The sequence below is a fragment of the Brevibacillus brevis genome (assembly GCF_001039275.2).
GTDB lineage: Bacteria > Bacillota > Bacilli > Brevibacillales > Brevibacillaceae > Brevibacillus > Brevibacillus brevis_C.
This window is the reverse complement of the sequence record NZ_CP030117.1, coordinates 685,613-702,589: the sequence shown is the minus strand read 5'-3', so window position 1 is coordinate 702,589 and position 16,977 is coordinate 685,613. Positions and strand designations below refer to the sequence as shown.

9 protein-coding genes are annotated in these 16,977 nt (G+C 47.2%); all 9 read left to right on the top strand.

Translation table 11 applies throughout. From position 1 onward, the window contains the following. The first annotated feature begins 5 nt into the window (after positions 1–5). The 9 genes from AB432_RS03800 to AB432_RS03760 all read left to right on the top strand — a co-directional run bounded on the left by AB432_RS03800 (position 6) and on the right by AB432_RS03760 (position 16,968). A complete protein-coding gene (locus AB432_RS03800; protein WP_048031102.1) occupies positions 6–617 on the top strand; it encodes an S-layer homology domain-containing protein in 612 nt (203 codons plus the stop codon). Between the two features lie 48 nt (positions 618–665). Then, positions 666–2,081 carry a hypothetical protein gene (locus AB432_RS03795; RefSeq protein ID WP_048031101.1) on the top strand — a complete coding sequence of 472 codons (1,416 nt, stop codon included), beginning with the start codon at positions 666–668 and terminating at the stop codon, positions 2,079–2,081. A gap of 11 nt (positions 2,082–2,092) precedes the next feature. Beyond that, positions 2,093–5,128 (top strand): M23 family metallopeptidase, encoded by a 3,036-nt coding sequence (locus AB432_RS03790; RefSeq protein ID WP_048031100.1) that lies wholly within the window; start codon positions 2,093–2,095, stop codon positions 5,126–5,128. Further along, positions 5,128–5,547, top strand: coding sequence for a hypothetical protein (locus tag AB432_RS03785; RefSeq protein ID WP_048031099.1), 420 nt, complete (start codon positions 5,128–5,130; stop codon positions 5,545–5,547). Before AB432_RS03790 ends, AB432_RS03785 begins: the two co-directional genes overlap by 1 nt. Positions 5,548–5,553: 6 nt before the next feature. After that, positions 5,554–5,973: a hypothetical protein gene (locus AB432_RS03780; RefSeq protein WP_007717420.1), complete on the top strand. Its 420-nt coding sequence runs from the start codon at positions 5,554–5,556 to the stop codon at positions 5,971–5,973. 13 nt (positions 5,974–5,986) lie between these two features. Next, positions 5,987–7,795 (top strand): hypothetical protein, encoded by a 1,809-nt coding sequence (locus AB432_RS03775; RefSeq protein WP_048031098.1) that lies wholly within the window; start codon positions 5,987–5,989, stop codon positions 7,793–7,795. Positions 7,796–7,809: 14 nt separating this feature from the next. After that, complete coding sequence (locus AB432_RS03770; protein WP_048031097.1) at positions 7,810–8,901, top strand: hypothetical protein; 1,092 nt, start codon at positions 7,810–7,812, stop codon at positions 8,899–8,901. A gap of 82 nt (positions 8,902–8,983) precedes the next feature. Then, complete coding sequence (locus AB432_RS03765; protein ID WP_235617604.1) at positions 8,984–12,298, top strand: 3-keto-alpha-glucoside-1,2-lyase-like domain-containing protein; 3,315 nt, start codon at positions 8,984–8,986, stop codon at positions 12,296–12,298. Between the two features lie 44 nt (positions 12,299–12,342). Next, positions 12,343–16,968, top strand: coding sequence for a hypothetical protein (locus AB432_RS03760; protein ID WP_048035682.1), 4,626 nt, complete (start codon positions 12,343–12,345; stop codon positions 16,966–16,968). Positions 16,969–16,977: the final 9 nt, after the last annotated feature.

Here is a 16,977-nt window from a genome sequence, read left to right as displayed (position 1 = left end):
CAACGATGACCCAACAATATGCCTTTGGCACTGCCAATCAGCGCTACAAAAAAAAGCTGTTCGTCGATACAGGCTTCGAGTTCATGGAAGTAAACGCCCGCCTCATCGAGCCCTATTCTCCGCCGAGTCCCCAGCCTTCCTTGCGTGAAATCAAAATCATCAACGCTCCCTCGCACATCCACCACGCCGGCTTTAGCAGCTACCAATGTTCATTGACCTTGCTTTTTCCAGACAAAGAATCGTATAACCAGTACTTGAGCTACGCAGGCTGGACCCACAAGTTTTACGATGAAAAGGGAAGCATTTTCCTTGGAAGTGCAGAATCCATCACCCCCCATGTGCTTGAGGCAGGACGGCGCTACAGCGTAACCGTCGACCTGATCCTTATCAAAAAAGACTCGATCGAACGCGAATCTCGCTTCCAGTTTCAAGATATTGAAGGGCATTGGGCGCAGAAAAACATCGAGGAAATGGCCGATCTTGGGCTAATCACGGTCATTACCAGAGATGGGAAGCCCGTCATTTACTTCCGCCCCAATGATTTTGTGACGCGCGCCGAATTTATTGCTTTTTTGAATCGGACAAGGCGGCTGGTAGAGCGGATGATTCGGGAATAACTGAAGCTGTCCCGCGTTTCTGTCTACTCTATATAGGAGGTGATGAAAATGATCAGCTGGGCTGATGTGAATGAAAAAGACTGGTTTTTTAATGAAGTAATGGAGGCCAGCAATTATTTGATGGCTGACGGAGAACCGTTCATTCAAGGAATTGCTTATGGCTCCTTTGAGAGTAATGCTCCTTACTTGTATGAGGAGCAGAAGGGCTCCACCGGACAAAAAGTATTTACCCTCGCAGCCAAATTGACACCGAGTGCAGATAACCCCCTCTTTGTCTATATTGACGGCACGCAAACCCTTTTCAAAGAAATTCGGCCGAATCAAACAGACCCGAACAAAACGGACGTCGAGCTGTATTACGCACCATCTGCCAACTCAGTTGTCGCTTTTTCCAGCTTCGGTAAGCCTGCCTTGGACCGTTTTGGAAAACCGATCCCCCCCAACTCCTCTTCCTTTGCTTACCCGAACAAACGCCTCGATAACGGAGACACGTATTTCTACAATCCGTTCAGCCGCCAATTCAACGAGTATTTGTACGCATATGGACGCTCCTTCAAGCGGATTGATGTGCCAGAAGAGGAATGGAAATCGACACCTGCCCAAGATCTCGCCAAAAAATATATCGGACTCAAGCAAGACGTCTACATGGTTAGTCCTGCTCCCGGAGCCACGATTTATCTTCCTTACAATCTAAACGGCGTACAGTTGCGCTTCATCTACAACAGCTACGAAAACGGCGCTCTGTTTATGCGAGGCGGTTATTTTTCGGTGAAAAGCCCTGGTGTATGGCGAAACGACCGCTTCTTTCCCAACGCCTACATCAATCGGGCAGAGGCTTTTCTGCTCATTGACCGGCTTCGGCGCTCTTTTTACCAACGCTTTACGGATTCACAACCTCCCACACAGCGGCTGGATGAATCCCACACGGCATACGAGGGGCAACGTGTTTTTCGCCTAAACGGTACCTACCCTTTGGGTAAGGGGCTGCTTGCCGTCAAAGTGGATGGAAAAGTGGTGAGCAGTTCCGACTATCAGGAATTTGATGATCATACGGTACTGTTCAACATGCCGCTTACGGCAGGTAAAAACGTTCATTTCTTCTATGTCAAAGAGATGAGCACCCGCTTTGAAGATGTCGGGCGTGAAAAATATATGTACAACAGCAATACCGGGGAAAAAATTGCGCTAAACGGTGGGATGGCAGGCAGCAAGCCTTCTTGGTGGGCACCATCCGTCCTCTCTATGGAAGACGAGCGGTTTGGCAACGGAGATTACTTGATCGAAGGAATTGCGATCAACAATTTCGTCGATGGAGCGGCTGTCGTCAACCATATGTACGAGGTATCGTCATCCAATGCGGAAGAGAAAGAAAAATGGTTCATGCCTTACTCGCTACTCACCCGGGCACAGGCCGTCTCTTTTTTGAATCGCTTTCGAAAATGGTCCCTGGAACGGTTTAAATAGGAGGTGTTTTCATGCAAACGATGTCTAATGAGTTGCGCAGAATTCTCTCCGAAAGACTCAAACTCGGAGAATTATCGAGGCCCGCTTGCCGCGTCGAGGTAGATCGACTGGTCTTCGTGCCGGGCCGTACCGAAGAACTCGATTTCATTATGAGTGATCCGCGGGAAGAGAAGACGCTGACCCGCACCATCATTCAAAATGGTACAGGAGAGGGCGGAACTGCTCTATCCAAGATTCCTTTTGTCTTTCCCGTAGAGGGCAAAAGCATCCGTGATATTACAGCCTATATGGGCGACAATCGCAACCACAAAGGGATCGATATCGCTTGTCCAGTCGGCACGCCTATCAAAGCTGCCTGGGCTGGCAAAGTAAAAAAAGTGACCGTGTCTGAAAAATATACGAGCTTTGGCTTTCGCGTAGAAATTCAGCATGCGGATGGCATATGGACCCGCTACGCCCATATGAGCGAAATCCACGTTAAAACAGGGGATTATGTCACGCAGGGCACCATAATCGGAAAAAGTGGCAATACAGGCGATGTCCGCTCTGCCGGCGTTACGAACATGGGCACCTATGATGATCCCAATTCCCCCCGCTCCAAAGGAAGAGGTGCTCATCTGCACTTTGAGGTCTGGAACGGACAAGCCGTCATCGATCCGTTTCCTTATATGAATGGCTCGAAGCATCTGTTCGCTGCCTCTTCCAATAGCGGCGCAGGAGTCACAACCGATGCCACCTATGTTGGAACGCCAGGAGCAACTCTTTTTGACGAACGCTTTACCAATAATACGTGGCACACAAAATCTGTCTATAAAGTAGACGAGCTGACCAAAAAGCTATCCATGATCGCCAGAAGCTCGACGGAGCATAGCAACCTCACCTTTACCTTTGATCCCAAAGGGTACAAGACCGTCTTCCCATCCCCTACCGTTACAACAGGCATGAATCTCAAGTTAACCTCCGTTCACCCCGGCATTTTTAGCATGGGGTTCTCCACCAACTTCGGTGAAGGTGCCGGCGAGCTGCGCGTTTTTTTCAATGGAAAAATGCAAATCAAGGTCAACAAATTCTCCGGGACAGAAAACGTAGAGATTCGTGATATCCCCTTTCCCAATGGCGAAATGGAAATCCGTATCGAGCTGTTTTGGAATGGAAAACAAGTCAATCGTTTTTCCCTCCAATACATTCAGATCAAGGAATTGCAGGGGCGACCTGACCTGTACGGGAACAAAGACAAAGTCGACCCGACTGTCCAGCAGGAGTTTTTTGAGGAACGGGAAATTACGAGCACCTTCATGCCTGGTCAGCCCCGAAAAGTATCGCTCCAGGTCGGAAAGTTCGTCTATATGGACACCCTTACTCTGGACAATATTAACCACATCGAAATGGACGACCAGTTTGAAATGGATTCATGTGAGGCACGGATCACAATTTCAAACCCGGGCGGCTACTACAGCCCGGACTATAATCCGTTTTACTTTCCCGAAACCTACAAGGAAACCCCTTGGTCTTATTTTGTGAATGGATTCCATGTCGGTGTCCTCTCTGAAAATACTCCCGTTCGGATCTACATGGGCTATGGTCTGAATTTGATGCGAGTCTTTACAGGCCTGATCGACAAGCTCGATTTAAATGGCGAGGAATCGACCATGACCATTTACTGCCGCGATATGTATAAGAAGATTTTGAACAAGGTCATTACCGAGGACAAGCAATATCCCCCAGATGTCGGACATTCTGCTGCACATGATACCAACGTTTTTTCCTCGATGTCTCGTCGGGACAAAATCATCTCAATGGCCAAAAAGCAGGCCAAGCAGCAGGGTCCCGAGCTCGATTATAAATTTTTGCTTGCCATTGCCGAGCATGAGACAAAAATGGGGACGCTGGGGAAAGGTCTGCCCCCAGGGGACTTCATTCTCGGGTATGGATGCTTTACCGGTGAAAAATGCGACCCGCAATACCAAGGGATCGAGCGTCAGCTCTATCGCGGAGCCGTTCGCTATCGGGAAGCCATGGCGAGCAAAGGGTGGCGTTTCCAATCTGTCGACGATGTCAAATTTTTTTGGCAAGGAGGAGACAAGGGAGCCTATCAATGGGCTGGCGATACGAATTGGCCTAACAGCGTGTGGCAAATCTATCAAAAGTTCCGTTCAAGCACGGAGTTTGATACGATTCCAGAGTGGGAGGGTACCGCACCTGTTCCGACAGAGCCTGCTGCGAAAGCGGCCTATCTCAAATCGGCCATCGTACAAGACTTGATCGCCCATGCAGGAATGTATGGCTGGCGCAGCAATCCGCAAGACATTTACTACCCCTATGCCATTGTACAAGAGACTAGCTATACCCACGTGACGCAGGCAACAGGCAAGGTTTTCAAGGCTGTGCCTGATAAAGAGGGCGAATTCGTGGAAGTCGATGCCGAATCCATTTTGACCCCAAAAGGTTGGAAAAATCCTTTTATCGAACCGCCCGGCCGCAAATTCGAATCGTATCAATACAAAGTGGGAGAAGCCATCGCGGAAATCATGAAGGATACAGATTTCCGTTCCTATTGTGACCGTTATGGTACGTATCGCTTGGAAGAGATTGATATGAATCGGCCGATTGTGGCTACGTATACGGAGCACGACAATTTGATCACGATTCATAAGACGATCGATTTTTCCCGTGGCAGAAGCCATCTTGTCATTTTGGACGAAGAAAATAAGGCTGGTCATTTCGTAGACACGGAGATTTTGATGGAGCTGAAAGGCGAGGTCCGTACAGGCGTGAGGCACGTTCCTTTTGCGAAGACAGATGAGTTGAAGCGACTGGCCGCGCGACGATCGTTTTTTGATATAAAACGCTTGTGCCGTACGCTGCAAATCTCCATCCCCGGCAACCCTACCTTGGATGTCCTCGATCGCATTTACATTATCGACTCCAATACAACCACCCGCGAAGCGTATACCATCAAAGGAATCCGCACGATGTTTGATGCAGAGAACGGCTATATGCAAATCCTTGATTTATTTTGGAGCAACAACGAGGGGGCGATTGTGTAATGGCCGGGATTGCCAATGATTATTTGATTTACCCCATCCTCGATCTGATCCGTGATGAAGTGCACCGTACCACGACCGTCACAGCAGACCCGTTCTCAGAAGAACCCTCTGTAAGTCTGATCCGGGAGCATCCCCTCGACCCGGAAAAGGTCACGGGTGCCAAGCTGTTTTACGAGTCTGGCTACATGCTGGATATTTCCCTCACGTTTGGCTCTACAGACACTACCACCTTCCCGCTTGAAGTCGATCAGCTCCATCCAGACTGGGAGTACTATTCTCTTTGGCGCTTGACCTCGGTTACCGCTGCGGGATACGCACCTGACGGAAAAACGGTAGGATCTTACCTGATCCGTCTACTCTATGATACGAGGGGCCTCTTAACTGGCACCGATGTCCTTCGTATAGAGAAAGAGAGGTGAGTACAAGTGGGCTTCTCCGTTGTTTATTCGGGCGGGGGCGTGATCGACAAGGTACGAGAGCTCCCCTATCCGCACTTTTCCAAATTTACCGAGCCCTTCATTCGCGGACGCATGCTTGATGTGACCGCGTCCAAGCAAGTCTTTTCCGATACCTATGCCCTTCCCTATCCGACAGAATTTTTATCCGTAGCTTTTGCTACCAATAATTACTGCGTCGGCGATTACTGGGAGCTGAGTCTGGACGGCGTGAAGGTCTGTGAAACGATTTATACCAAAGAGCTCCCGGAGTCCGTCTCGATGGGAAACAGCTTTGGGATCGTCTATCCGTTGAAGCCAAATGCGCAGGTCCGCTTTGACTTCCACAACATTTCAGGTACGGAAAAGAAAGTTTGGTACAATGTGAAATTTTTACGCAAGAAACTGTAAAGGAGGCGTATGGATGCCTAGTAAACAAGTAGCTTGGATCGAGGGCGAGGTCACAGCCGATTTGCTCATCAACAAGCTGGCTGATGAAATCGTCAATGCCAAAATCCCGGATACGAAGAACCGCTGGGAAAAGGTGTTTGAGGTTAATGAAGATAAGTGGGTTACGTATACAAAGACGACTGTTGCGAATACGCAAGGGACGTACAAGCATACGGATGGGAAGAGTTATCCGGTTTATGTTTTGCCGGATTTGAGGGAGTTGAGGGCTGTATATGCAGGAGTTCCTCTCGTTGATACTGATGGTTACATTCACGAAACAAGTGACCGTAACAACTCAAAAACAGGTAGAAAAATCCAAGTAAATGAGTTTACCTACAAAGATTCGGATGGAAGCGACATGATTCTCTCGGTACCCGGACTTCTTGTCGTTAATGTGAATGATCCAGATCCAACTAATACGGTAGGAAAGAAATGCTATGTATTACAACAAGGCAAGTATGAGTTAGATGGAGTTACTTTTACTCCCGGAGCTGAGTGGGACGAGTATAAACCCATTACACAAATGCCTTCTGATTGGAATGATCTTCTGGCAAAAGGACAATGGTCAGCATATTACGCATCAGGGGAATGGACCTATGTACGCCCTACTCCCTACAAATTCGGAATGGTCAAATACATTGCCAATCCCGTCCACCACTACGATCGCACTGTCGTCCTAAAAACCGTTCCTGACGTACCTTCAGGCCAAACATCTAACGAATATTTCGTCATGTTAAAACATCCTAACAATCAATACAACTACTTCGATGTGTCCTACGGCAAAGGCTTCACTGGTAAAAATCCCGTTGGAAAATCTGCTGATACCTACCTCCTGGCCTGCGATAAAACCACGATTATTCCTGGTAAGGTCCCAGTCATCCTCGACCAAAAACAGGCCGAGCTCCAATACAAGAAATGGAATAATCCTGACGAAACGGACAAATATACTCCACCTCACGAAGCTTGGGCTCTCGATTACGATGACAAGGTCGAAATCAAAAGTCCTTCCTCCCACTTTTTCTACGGCGCCGACTCTGTCGTCTCTTGGGTACCGAACAAGAAGCGTCGCCCAGATTATTGGGTCGAATACAACCTCTCTATCAGCAATGATCGAGTAGCAATCGTGATTGAAGGCGATCCTTCCCCTGATATGGATGCCTACTATACCAACTTCGCTTATATCGGAAAATCTATCCCGTTTGCCGACTACGACCATAAAGGAAACTTCGGTATTACGGTAGGGATGGGGGATCTTGTAAAAGAGAAGACAGGCTTCCTTCCAGCCGACATCAAACAGGACTCCAATCCTAACTATTCAGGCTGGGGACGCTATACCTCCAACGGCATGTACTCCTTCTCCATGCTGCAAACCCGAAGCTCCGTCTACTTCCAAGCGTACTACCCTGCCTTCATTACCCAGCTCCCTAAATACGATGGAGTGGGCACAATCCCCCCTGAGCTGTCCAAGATGGTACTCGAAGCAAACGGCTTCCAAAGCTCGAAATGGACGAAGAAATATCACGCTTCGCCAATCTATCTGGTACACCAGTTCGAAGGCTATCGGGGCTACCTCGACAGTGTCGTAGCAATCGAGGACCATAATCTGATCAACAAGGACGAGCTTGTCGTAGATACAGAGGAACCAAAAGATCCGAAGGACCCCGCTGCCGGAACCTGGACAGAGGTTTACAAGTTCTTTCGAATCAATACCCCTGTCAACTTCTTCAAGTACTCCCCCAACCCTACTGATTGCACCATCGCTATCTTAAAAGAAGTATATTAAAGGAGGAATTTCACATGGCCAATTTTAAATACATTGAAAAAATCACCACTTCTAAAGAGCTCCTGGATACGATTAAATCCGAAATTGAACAACTTACCAACTATACCTTTAACCCAGCCGCCGGAGAGACACAAGAAAAATCAACCTGGACGGTCATGACCGATCTGATTAAAAAAGATACCGCTTCTGGCAAAACCTCCGAGCTTGTCCTGAAAGGCATCTCCAGCATTAACAACGTGACCAAAGAGTTTTATGTCAAATTCGTCAATCCAGGCTTCACCAACCCGAAGGAGCATAGTTCCTTGACGGTTCAAGTATTGGAAGGATACAACGCGACAGCCAAAACCTTCGCAACAGAAGGACATCCAGTCAATTTCGAATGGGCTGACGAGAAATTCGTCACGAGTGACAAACGACCGACAGATCGTACGATAGACAAACCTGTCTACCTGTACATGAACGTGATGAATAATCGCCTTTCTCTAGTTGCCGTTGGCGATCCGGCTGTTCACTTTGAAGATTATCGCAAGAGCTTCCTGTATGTGGGCGCACTGAAACCATTCAAGTACAACATGGATGATGTGGTTGGAAACATCATGCTGACGGCTGGTGCTGTCGCTGCTGAGCCTGCTACGCCAATCGCCCCACACGATTATGGTCAATACACCTCTTTTGGCAACAACACCTTGCAAATGCTGGCGACAAAATCGGGCATTCGCTTCCAAAAACACTACCCTGCCTTCATTACCCAAGCTCCACAGCCTGGCAAGGCATATTCCGATAGCAAGCTCGGGGACACGGGTCTTCTTCTGGAGCCACAAGGCTTTAACGCATCTGCTTGGACACGCCGTTACCATTTGAGTCCGATTTATGTCGTGCATGGCTACGATGGATACCGCGGCAGCCTGGATGCATGCATTGCTGTTTCGAAAAACAACATTCTCCACTTGGATGAGTTGATCATTGATGTCGATCCGAGCGACACGACCAAGAAACACAAGCAGGAAGTTTACCGCTATTTCGACCACAATACCGAGCAGAATTTCATGAACTACTCCGCCAACGTAAAAATGGGGGTCGCTTTCCTGAAGGAAGTTCGCTACTAAAAGAAGTCCCTCTAAAACCGTATAGCTAGCAAAAGGGGGAAAACTAGAACGCATCTCTGGTGTTCCCCCTTCTTTTTGGGAGGTGAACCATTTGACCGGGATTTCTTCTCTAACAACCTATCAATTCAGACTTGCAGACCACTACGCTTCTATTCGCAACTATATCGGAAAAGTAACCTTCACGACCTCGCCCTCCCGTAAGTATTCCTTCGTCTATATTCCCTACGGACAAAGTGCCAGTATGGTTATGCTGGATTATTTGCTCGCGAATCGAAAATCATTTGCCGCTGACCTTCAAGACTCCTTGCAGGATATGATCCGGAATGATACTAGCATGGCCAGTCCCATGGAGCTGGTCGTGGTATCCGATCGCTCTCCGCTTAAAGAGAGCTTGCTTCAGGACGAGACCTTGGACGCTGACCGGATTATTAAGCAGCCATTACAAGTTATTCGTCGCGTTCATTTATCGGATCGGATCAAAACAGCAGGGATGGCACAGCTCGATCCAACCCAAATGTCCGTGCGCGTAAATAAGGATGAGCTGCATATTGATTTGCCACCAGCATCGGCTAGCCGTTCCATTTCTACCGAAGCTGCCGTTGAGAAAGAGAAACCTAGCGCAACACGAACTGAGCGATTCGCAGGAAAAAAGATAAACGAATGGTTCACGGGAGAGCGTACTTCTACATTTGATGTATTCATCAGCACCGAAAGAAGTTTGGCTGAGCGAAAGTTTTGGGCTTCTCTCTTTGTGCAGATGGAAAGAGAATACGCAACCAGATCAATCACTCACAACCTATCTATTGAGAACAGCCTACCTCTTTCCAGCCGGGATTACAGACATGCCATGTTTACGGATTGGTCCCGTTCCATTGGCGAGCGTCATTTTACGTTCGAGATGACCCGACACCTCGTGCAAGCCTTCCACCGGATGAAAACACAGCCAACGAAGGTGCTTCGTGACATGGACTGGGCTTACCTCAAAGCCCGTCAGTATGACGCTTTGCTGCACTTCCTACAACGTGCAAGCAGGATTGCTACGCAAGACTTAGCTATCCATCGAGCTTCTACAGGTTTTCGAAGCATGCGTCAAGATGGTTCCCTTTTACAAACGCACGACTGGGGCTATCGAGATTTCACGCGTCTTCTCTCCCTCGATTCCTTTTCACCAACAGCCTTCCGACCCTACCAAAATGACTTGTTCATCAATCACTCTCGACTCCATGCTACTCGTCCCTATCAATCCTTAGGCACACTCATGACGGAATATGCAATCGGGAATCGGGACGTGGTTTCAGACCTCGCTATTTTCCTATCACAGATTACGGGAACCCGAACGATTCAAACAAATGCTTCGCTCATGACCTATCTGGAACAAAGCTCCCGCCACAACAGCCACCCCTTGTTTGTTCCCAATCCCATCAATAATTCTCTTCGTGAAAGAACCAATCCGCTCTGGATTCCTCAGCACTTCGAACTCGGAAAGAAAGATCTTTCTCGCTCCACTTCGATTATCAGGGATGATATTCGCGCAAATCGCCAGCTCTTGCATGCTGCTCATCTTTGGGAAAAGGAACGCGCCATCGATCTTAGTGGGGGCAAAGCACCTAAGCCATCTTTTTATCAGAATGAGGATGACATTTTCGCCAACCTGGAAAATGTACGCCCAAGTCTTCTACAAGAATCGCTCGCTGCCCAGCTCTATTCTCGCGAAGCAACTATGGATGGCTTGTTGGCAGAAGAGATGATCTTCGCAGCAATGTTACGCTTACTGCCCGCTCATCTTTTGGAAGACATCCTTGCTTCCAAAGAATTTCCTTCCCACCTGATGGACGACATGATTTTTGCCTCGCGCCTTACAGACGGCCAAAGCATTCTGGAAGCACTCATGGAATGGGCACTGACCAACAAGACTTTCGATGCTTACGTAGATGAGGAATTTTTGGAGGGTGTGCGGACGCGGGTTCAGGCATTGATTGAATCGGAGGTCATTTTCAGTAAAGCCTTGCAAGACAGGGCCGGCATTCTTTCCTTTGAGACATGGGAGTCCACCCGTCCGAACGAGGTTCTCTCGCATCTGGAGGAAGACGGGGTTGCAGGAAAACGGGAAGTTTTGCTCTCTTCCACGGTTGATGAGGCAGAAATCACCAGCCAAATGGAGGCAGCCCCTGCAACTATTGCAGAAGCACTCGTTGGCGAAGATGTATTCCGTCCAGCCGAGCTGCAAATTGAGCATCCTTTTAGTTACATGGAACCCGATCCGTCCTTTTTGTTTGACGAGCATACAGCCCGTAAATCTGCTCACGCCAGCGATCTTGACGAGTTGCCGGTCACCGCACTGCTGCGCAGCAGAATCACGGAATTGTGCAGCGGCTATCTCTTCGCTACCTCCCCACATGAACGAGCCAGTTACCTCCTCGATTTATACGATGTGGCAGAAAAAAGCGCGCGTGATGGAGAACTGCAGGACGATGAGTGGCAAAAGTATGCCAAACTCGCGCTGGAACAAACGGTATTGCATGAGCAACTGATTGCCTATCAGCCAGAAGCAGCAGCTCATTTGATCGAATCCATCCTCAGCTACAAGCAACTGGATCAAGCTGTTATCAACACGGATTGGATAGCAAACAACCAAGAGCGCGCTACCTCTCTTCTCACTCAAATCATGGGTAAAAAAGAACTCGCAGACGCCGTCATCCTGGAATACTTGGCTGGCCAATTGGATCACAGAAAAGGACATATCGAGCAACCATTACTTTCCGTTCGCGACTACAAGAAGGCGTGGGCAGATCGTATAGAAGAAATAGGACAAGGTTTAGTCTACGACTACTCGGATGATGTACTCGAATCTGAACATGATCCAGAGCATTGGTCAGGTGGTTTTTCTGTTCCAGAAGTATACGATCCCCACGATCCATTCAATGCGTACTATCCATGGACGACAGATATGAATGCTCTCGCGATGGGGCAAGACAACTGGACTCGTTTTGGTTCTGGCACATGGGAGCATAATCGCGACCAAGGCACATTTACCCATCCAAAAGGCTCCAGTGGCATGAGTGGCTACATCCGAAACGACTTTACCTATACAGACTATCAGTTTGAGGTCGATTTCAAAGTCGATGAGCCCGCAGATGGTGACAGCGCTGGCATCGTGTTCAAATATCACAACGCTCAGAACTACTGGATGTTTGTCGTCAGTGACGGAAGCGCCAGCGGTATGCCGCGACCCATGCAGCTTTTTAAGGTAGAGAATGGTAGATCAATCATGTACTCTACCCCGATGAACCCGTTTGCCTGGGAAAAAGAGAAATGGTACACGCTGCGTGTTTGGGTTACGGGTAACCGCATCCGCGTCTGGGTAGATCATAACCTGCAATACGATTTTACGGATTAGAGGTGATCATTTTGGGTCATACGTTTGGCATTTTTTCTAAATCAGTGGGCAACGTCACATTCGGAAAAATGCGCTCCTCATTGGTAGAGGGCGCATTCCACCCGAATCATCCGGACAATCCGGACAGCCCCAATCGGCCTCGTGCAGAGGATCGCTACGCTGGGTATCAGAATCCGCTCTTAGGTGATCCTGGCAAAGGTCAGATCGGCCGTTGGCAGACGGTCAATCTCGATTCTCTCGAAAACATGATTGATCAGATGATTGAGCAATTTGTCCGAGACAAAAATTGGTACGCCAAGGTTCGTTGCCGCGAAGCGCTTTGGAACATGTACCGTCGCCTGGAATGGTGGGTCAACCAGCAAATCGATCCGCAAAAAAACGACTACCAGCGCGCCTTGCTCATGGTACGCGATTGCATTTACAAAATCCTGAAAAACGCTGAGCAGCCAGATGGAACCCACCAAAATGTTTCGCTGCCAGTCTGCCCGGCTCCTTACTATCATCATTTTAGTGGCTACTATCTCAATCATTACGATGCCATCGATAAAGAAGTCCCGACCTTCGATATGCGGACCCTCCCGCTGTCAGACAAGTTTCACGGCTTGTTCCGCTACGTCTCCTCCACCGAGGATCAGGAATGGAAGATGGTTCACTCCGTCGGCTCCAATGAGATGGCGGGGAACGAAAATATCATGAAGCTGGATGTGACCACACTCAAGCATGGCAACTCCAGTAAAGTAACTTTTCAATGGCGCTTTAAAAAGCAAGGCTTCATTCGTTTCAAGTACATGGCTAGCACCGCTCCCGGCGATGGGTTGCTGTTTTTTATTAACAATAATCAGGTTGGCGGGGAATGGAATCAAAACAGCAGCTGGCAGGAAGCGAAGTTTCACGTCAAGCCGGGGCAGACGTACAAGTTTGATTGGTTTGTGCGTAGGATGAGTGATCGGCGGTTTGGGGAAAATGCGGTTTATGTTAAAGATGTAGAGTGTGTTGAGGTGGTGCAGAGCTTGGATGAGCAGACGCCGCCGGATGTGGATACGTTGGGGGATGCAGCTTATAACATTCCAGGGTGGGAATGGATTACGTTTTCAGATAAGAGCATCATCACCACTTATTTTTCAGGAGTAAACGATACACTTTCAAGGAAAGTTCAGAGAGTACTTGATGCGGAGTGCGCTGGAGATTTCAGTTTTCAATACGAAATGGGAGTGGATAACCCGCCATATACGGATGAATCTGCTCTATTTTTCGATGAAAGATTTGCTTCCCGTACCCAAATCGGCGAAGGAGTACGAGGAAGTACCGCGGTCTCACAACATGGGTGGCAGTGGTCATTAGATGGACGTTCCTCCTCCACTCAAGAAGATTCAGCTATCATTTCCTATGATATTGAAATTGGTGACAACTGTACCGTTGATTTAACAGGAGATGTCCAACTGATTTGTCCACCACTAGAGATTGATCACTATGAGGAACGAACCACCAATGTTTCTGATCCTTTAAACTTCTCCTTCACCGGGGTGAGTCACTGGGAATGGAAGTCGATTCCCGGACTTGGCAGCGGAATTTATATGCAGGACCCTATTGTTTCTGGAAATGGAGATGCCACCTATACTTTTGACCTGGAGGCTGATGGGTGGATTGAGTTTAGTTTTACCACTGGTTTACGTGATACAGAAAGACTCCTCGTCATTATCAATGACGTACAACAACTAGAAGCAACGGGAGATGAATGGGAGAAAAATGTACAGCTCCCATTAGTAAAAGGCCGCAATACCGTTATTTTTCGAATTCAAGATGACCTGACAGAAGAACCCCTTGAAGAAACTTATCCTGGTGAATTCTCTTATCGCTCGTCAAGCGGCAAACATAAAACACCAATGAGCAGCTATATTGATGTAGACCGGGAATGGAAAACAGACAGAAACTCGAGTTATACAAAAGAAGATCGTGCAGAAAATGTTTACGACATCTTCCTGAACCCTGGTTCCTCCTTTGACTTTTCGGAAGAACTGGAGCTGAAAAGTCTCGTTGATGAATCAGAGGAAGATGAATATGAAGTAATTTTCTCTGAGGATTTCAATGATCGCGATAATTATGCACGTGAAATTCGTGTCGATGACAATTGGGAATGGGAAGATATCGTTACTCGTTATCATGGAGAAGGTCACGGAGGAGACGGCGTACTTAAGGTCGAGAATAAAGACGGTACCCGGAACCGCCTTTATGTCGAGAATATAGATTTGGATGAACCGGGGTTCGTAAAGTTCGAATATGGCGGTTCCTTTTCAGACTACGAATATCTCAGTTTATATAGTAACAATCGGTTAATTTGGTCTGAAAACAAAAGCACAAGTGATCCTCTTGGTCATACGGTAGTAGTTCCACTTAGCCGAGGAAAGCAAACGTTAAAGTGGGTATTTGAAGATTACGATGAAGTTGAGGTTGAGGACCCCGATTCCGATTATGAGCCGCCGACGAAACCAGATCCTTCTACAGGTGGCGAGCAGTGCTATCCGGCTGGAACAGAGACTTATCTGGCTGAATACGGTGTTAACTATGACCCTCAGCCAGTTCGTGAATCCAAAAGAAAGTTTAGAGTAGCCTGGAACACCAATGCTCATAGACCCATTAAGATTTACTATGATGGTTCAGTACCCATTGCTCAAGGTACCGAAAAAGATGGTTTTACAATCAGACGGCATATTAATAACTCTCCCATTACAACAGCCAAATATTCAGAGCGATTAAAAATCTATGCTGGTAAAGGCTATAATGTTCCAAATGCATTCGATGTCCCTGTCAAATGGGTTTTCCGCTCTCATCCTGACGCTGTTAAAAAGACACCGATACACTATGACAATACCTATGTGATAACATCCGAACAGGTTGCAAATAAACACATTTCCTCTACTTATTGGTACGTTGTATTTGACAGTGTAGGGAACGAACATTTAGAAGTTGAGTTTGACTATCAATACTATTGTTACGAACTAGATAGTCAACAAGGTAATAAAAATGGGCGACAAGTCTCTACGAGAAGATTATATGGTTACGCAATAGCGACGGAATATGATCCTAAAACGAATTCTCATCTATTTGTAACACGTAGAGGTATTGGCTGGAATACCCCAACAATCACAGCCACAGGTAATACGAGGATGAATGTAGGGAACATACAGAATCCCTATAAAATAAAAGATTGGAGCGGCGCTAAACACCATGGTCCCAAAAAATTTTATTGTAATAAGCCAGGTCCCTACTGCATTGTCTTTGACGTCCGACGAACTTTTTTTAAAGACTCAACGTTTGGAAAAGATGGTATCCCCTATTACATCGCTATTCGCAATCTCAAATTAACATCCAATAAACACCGTAAATTCAGCAACAACTATGACGACACTAAAGTAGAAGTTACTGTAACGGATATAACCAATCGAAGAATTATTGATTCCTACCCCTTATCAGCAGGTCCTACAGGACAGGCTGAACATTTCATAGAGTACGATGTCCCTCTAGGTAAACACTATCGTTTTGATTACAAGCTTTTAAAGGGAATAAGCCAGAGGGGAGGATTAGATGACAACGGAGGTGTCTTTACTCTAAGTCAAGGAAAAGCGGTAGAAAAGTGGTCTAAATATTGTATCGATAAACTAGGCTCCACTTATCCAAGAGACCAATCTCCATATGAACCCAATCTCCCTCCACCAACTCAAGTCATCATACCTGACGACTCCTGGTGTTGGATCGATACAATCGAGATCAGGCAAAGTAAAAAATCAAAACCATGCCGTGATGCCTATGTCCGCGTAAGAGTTCACGACGAAGACAACGGAACCATCCTATCCGAAGAGAAATACTCTGATTTTGATGATATCCAAACAATTAAGGCTGCCATTACCAATGATTCTGACGAAGGGAAAAATTATTCTATCCGAATCAAGTTCTATACGGATTGCGATGCCGAAGCGAGATTAAGTAATGGAGAATATACCTTCCACGATAAACTCCCCCTCCCTAAATCATCGGCGTTTGTCTACAATTTCAAAACAACAGCCAACGTCCCAATATGGATGGGTGGATGCAATGGCAGCAATATTCAGGTAAACATCTATGATCAAACAGGCAACAAACTTCAAAACACTACTGTTAATCTGTCCGGAAACTACGACTTTACCCTCGAAAACCTATCCAAACCCAACATTACCAAAGTACGCGTTGAAATTACTACAGAACAAAAAGGCGAAATAAGCGAGTGGACTGGTAAAAGTTATTTGACTACGTTCAAGCTACGAAATTTCAAGGCATCGGAAAATTGGACAATTGTCCCCTCTCCTTTTAATAGCCAATTGGACTTTTTCATTGATGGCGTTCTTCGAGGCAGCTATACAAATGCTGGTGGATCTCCTGTGTTTCAAGTAGATAGAGGAAGACATACTTTCACCTGGGTATTTACAGCAAAAGGTACAACAGAGGTCTGGGATTACTGCAATATCGACTACATCAAACTAACCAACTGGATCTGCGACAAGGTCCTCGTCACCCCCTACTGCGATCCCGGCAGCGGAGACAAATGCGTCGAAGCACTGATCAAATGCTTGCTGGCGATCTGGAAACAACGCCCTGAGGCATGTGTGATTGGCAAACGAATATGGCTATTTACGTAAGGAGGTACT

Bases quoted from the DNA above. Each gene is read 5' to 3' on its own strand.
- AB432_RS03800 (WP_048031102.1), top strand. From the start codon at position 6: ATGACCCAACAATATGCCTTTGGCACTGCCAATCAGCGCTACAAAAAA.
- AB432_RS03785 (WP_048031099.1), top strand. From the start codon at position 5,128: ATGGCCGGGATTGCCAATGATTATTTGATTTACCCCATCCTCGATCTG.
- AB432_RS03775 (WP_048031098.1), top strand. From the start codon at position 5,987: ATGCCTAGTAAACAAGTAGCTTGGATCGAGGGCGAGGTCACAGCCGAT.
- AB432_RS03770 (WP_048031097.1), top strand. From the start codon at position 7,810: ATGGCCAATTTTAAATACATTGAAAAAATCACCACTTCTAAAGAGCTC.
- AB432_RS03795 (WP_048031101.1), top strand. From the start codon at position 666: ATGATCAGCTGGGCTGATGTGAATGAAAAAGACTGGTTTTTTAATGAA.
- AB432_RS03790 (WP_048031100.1), top strand. From the start codon at position 2,093: ATGCAAACGATGTCTAATGAGTTGCGCAGAATTCTCTCCGAAAGACTC.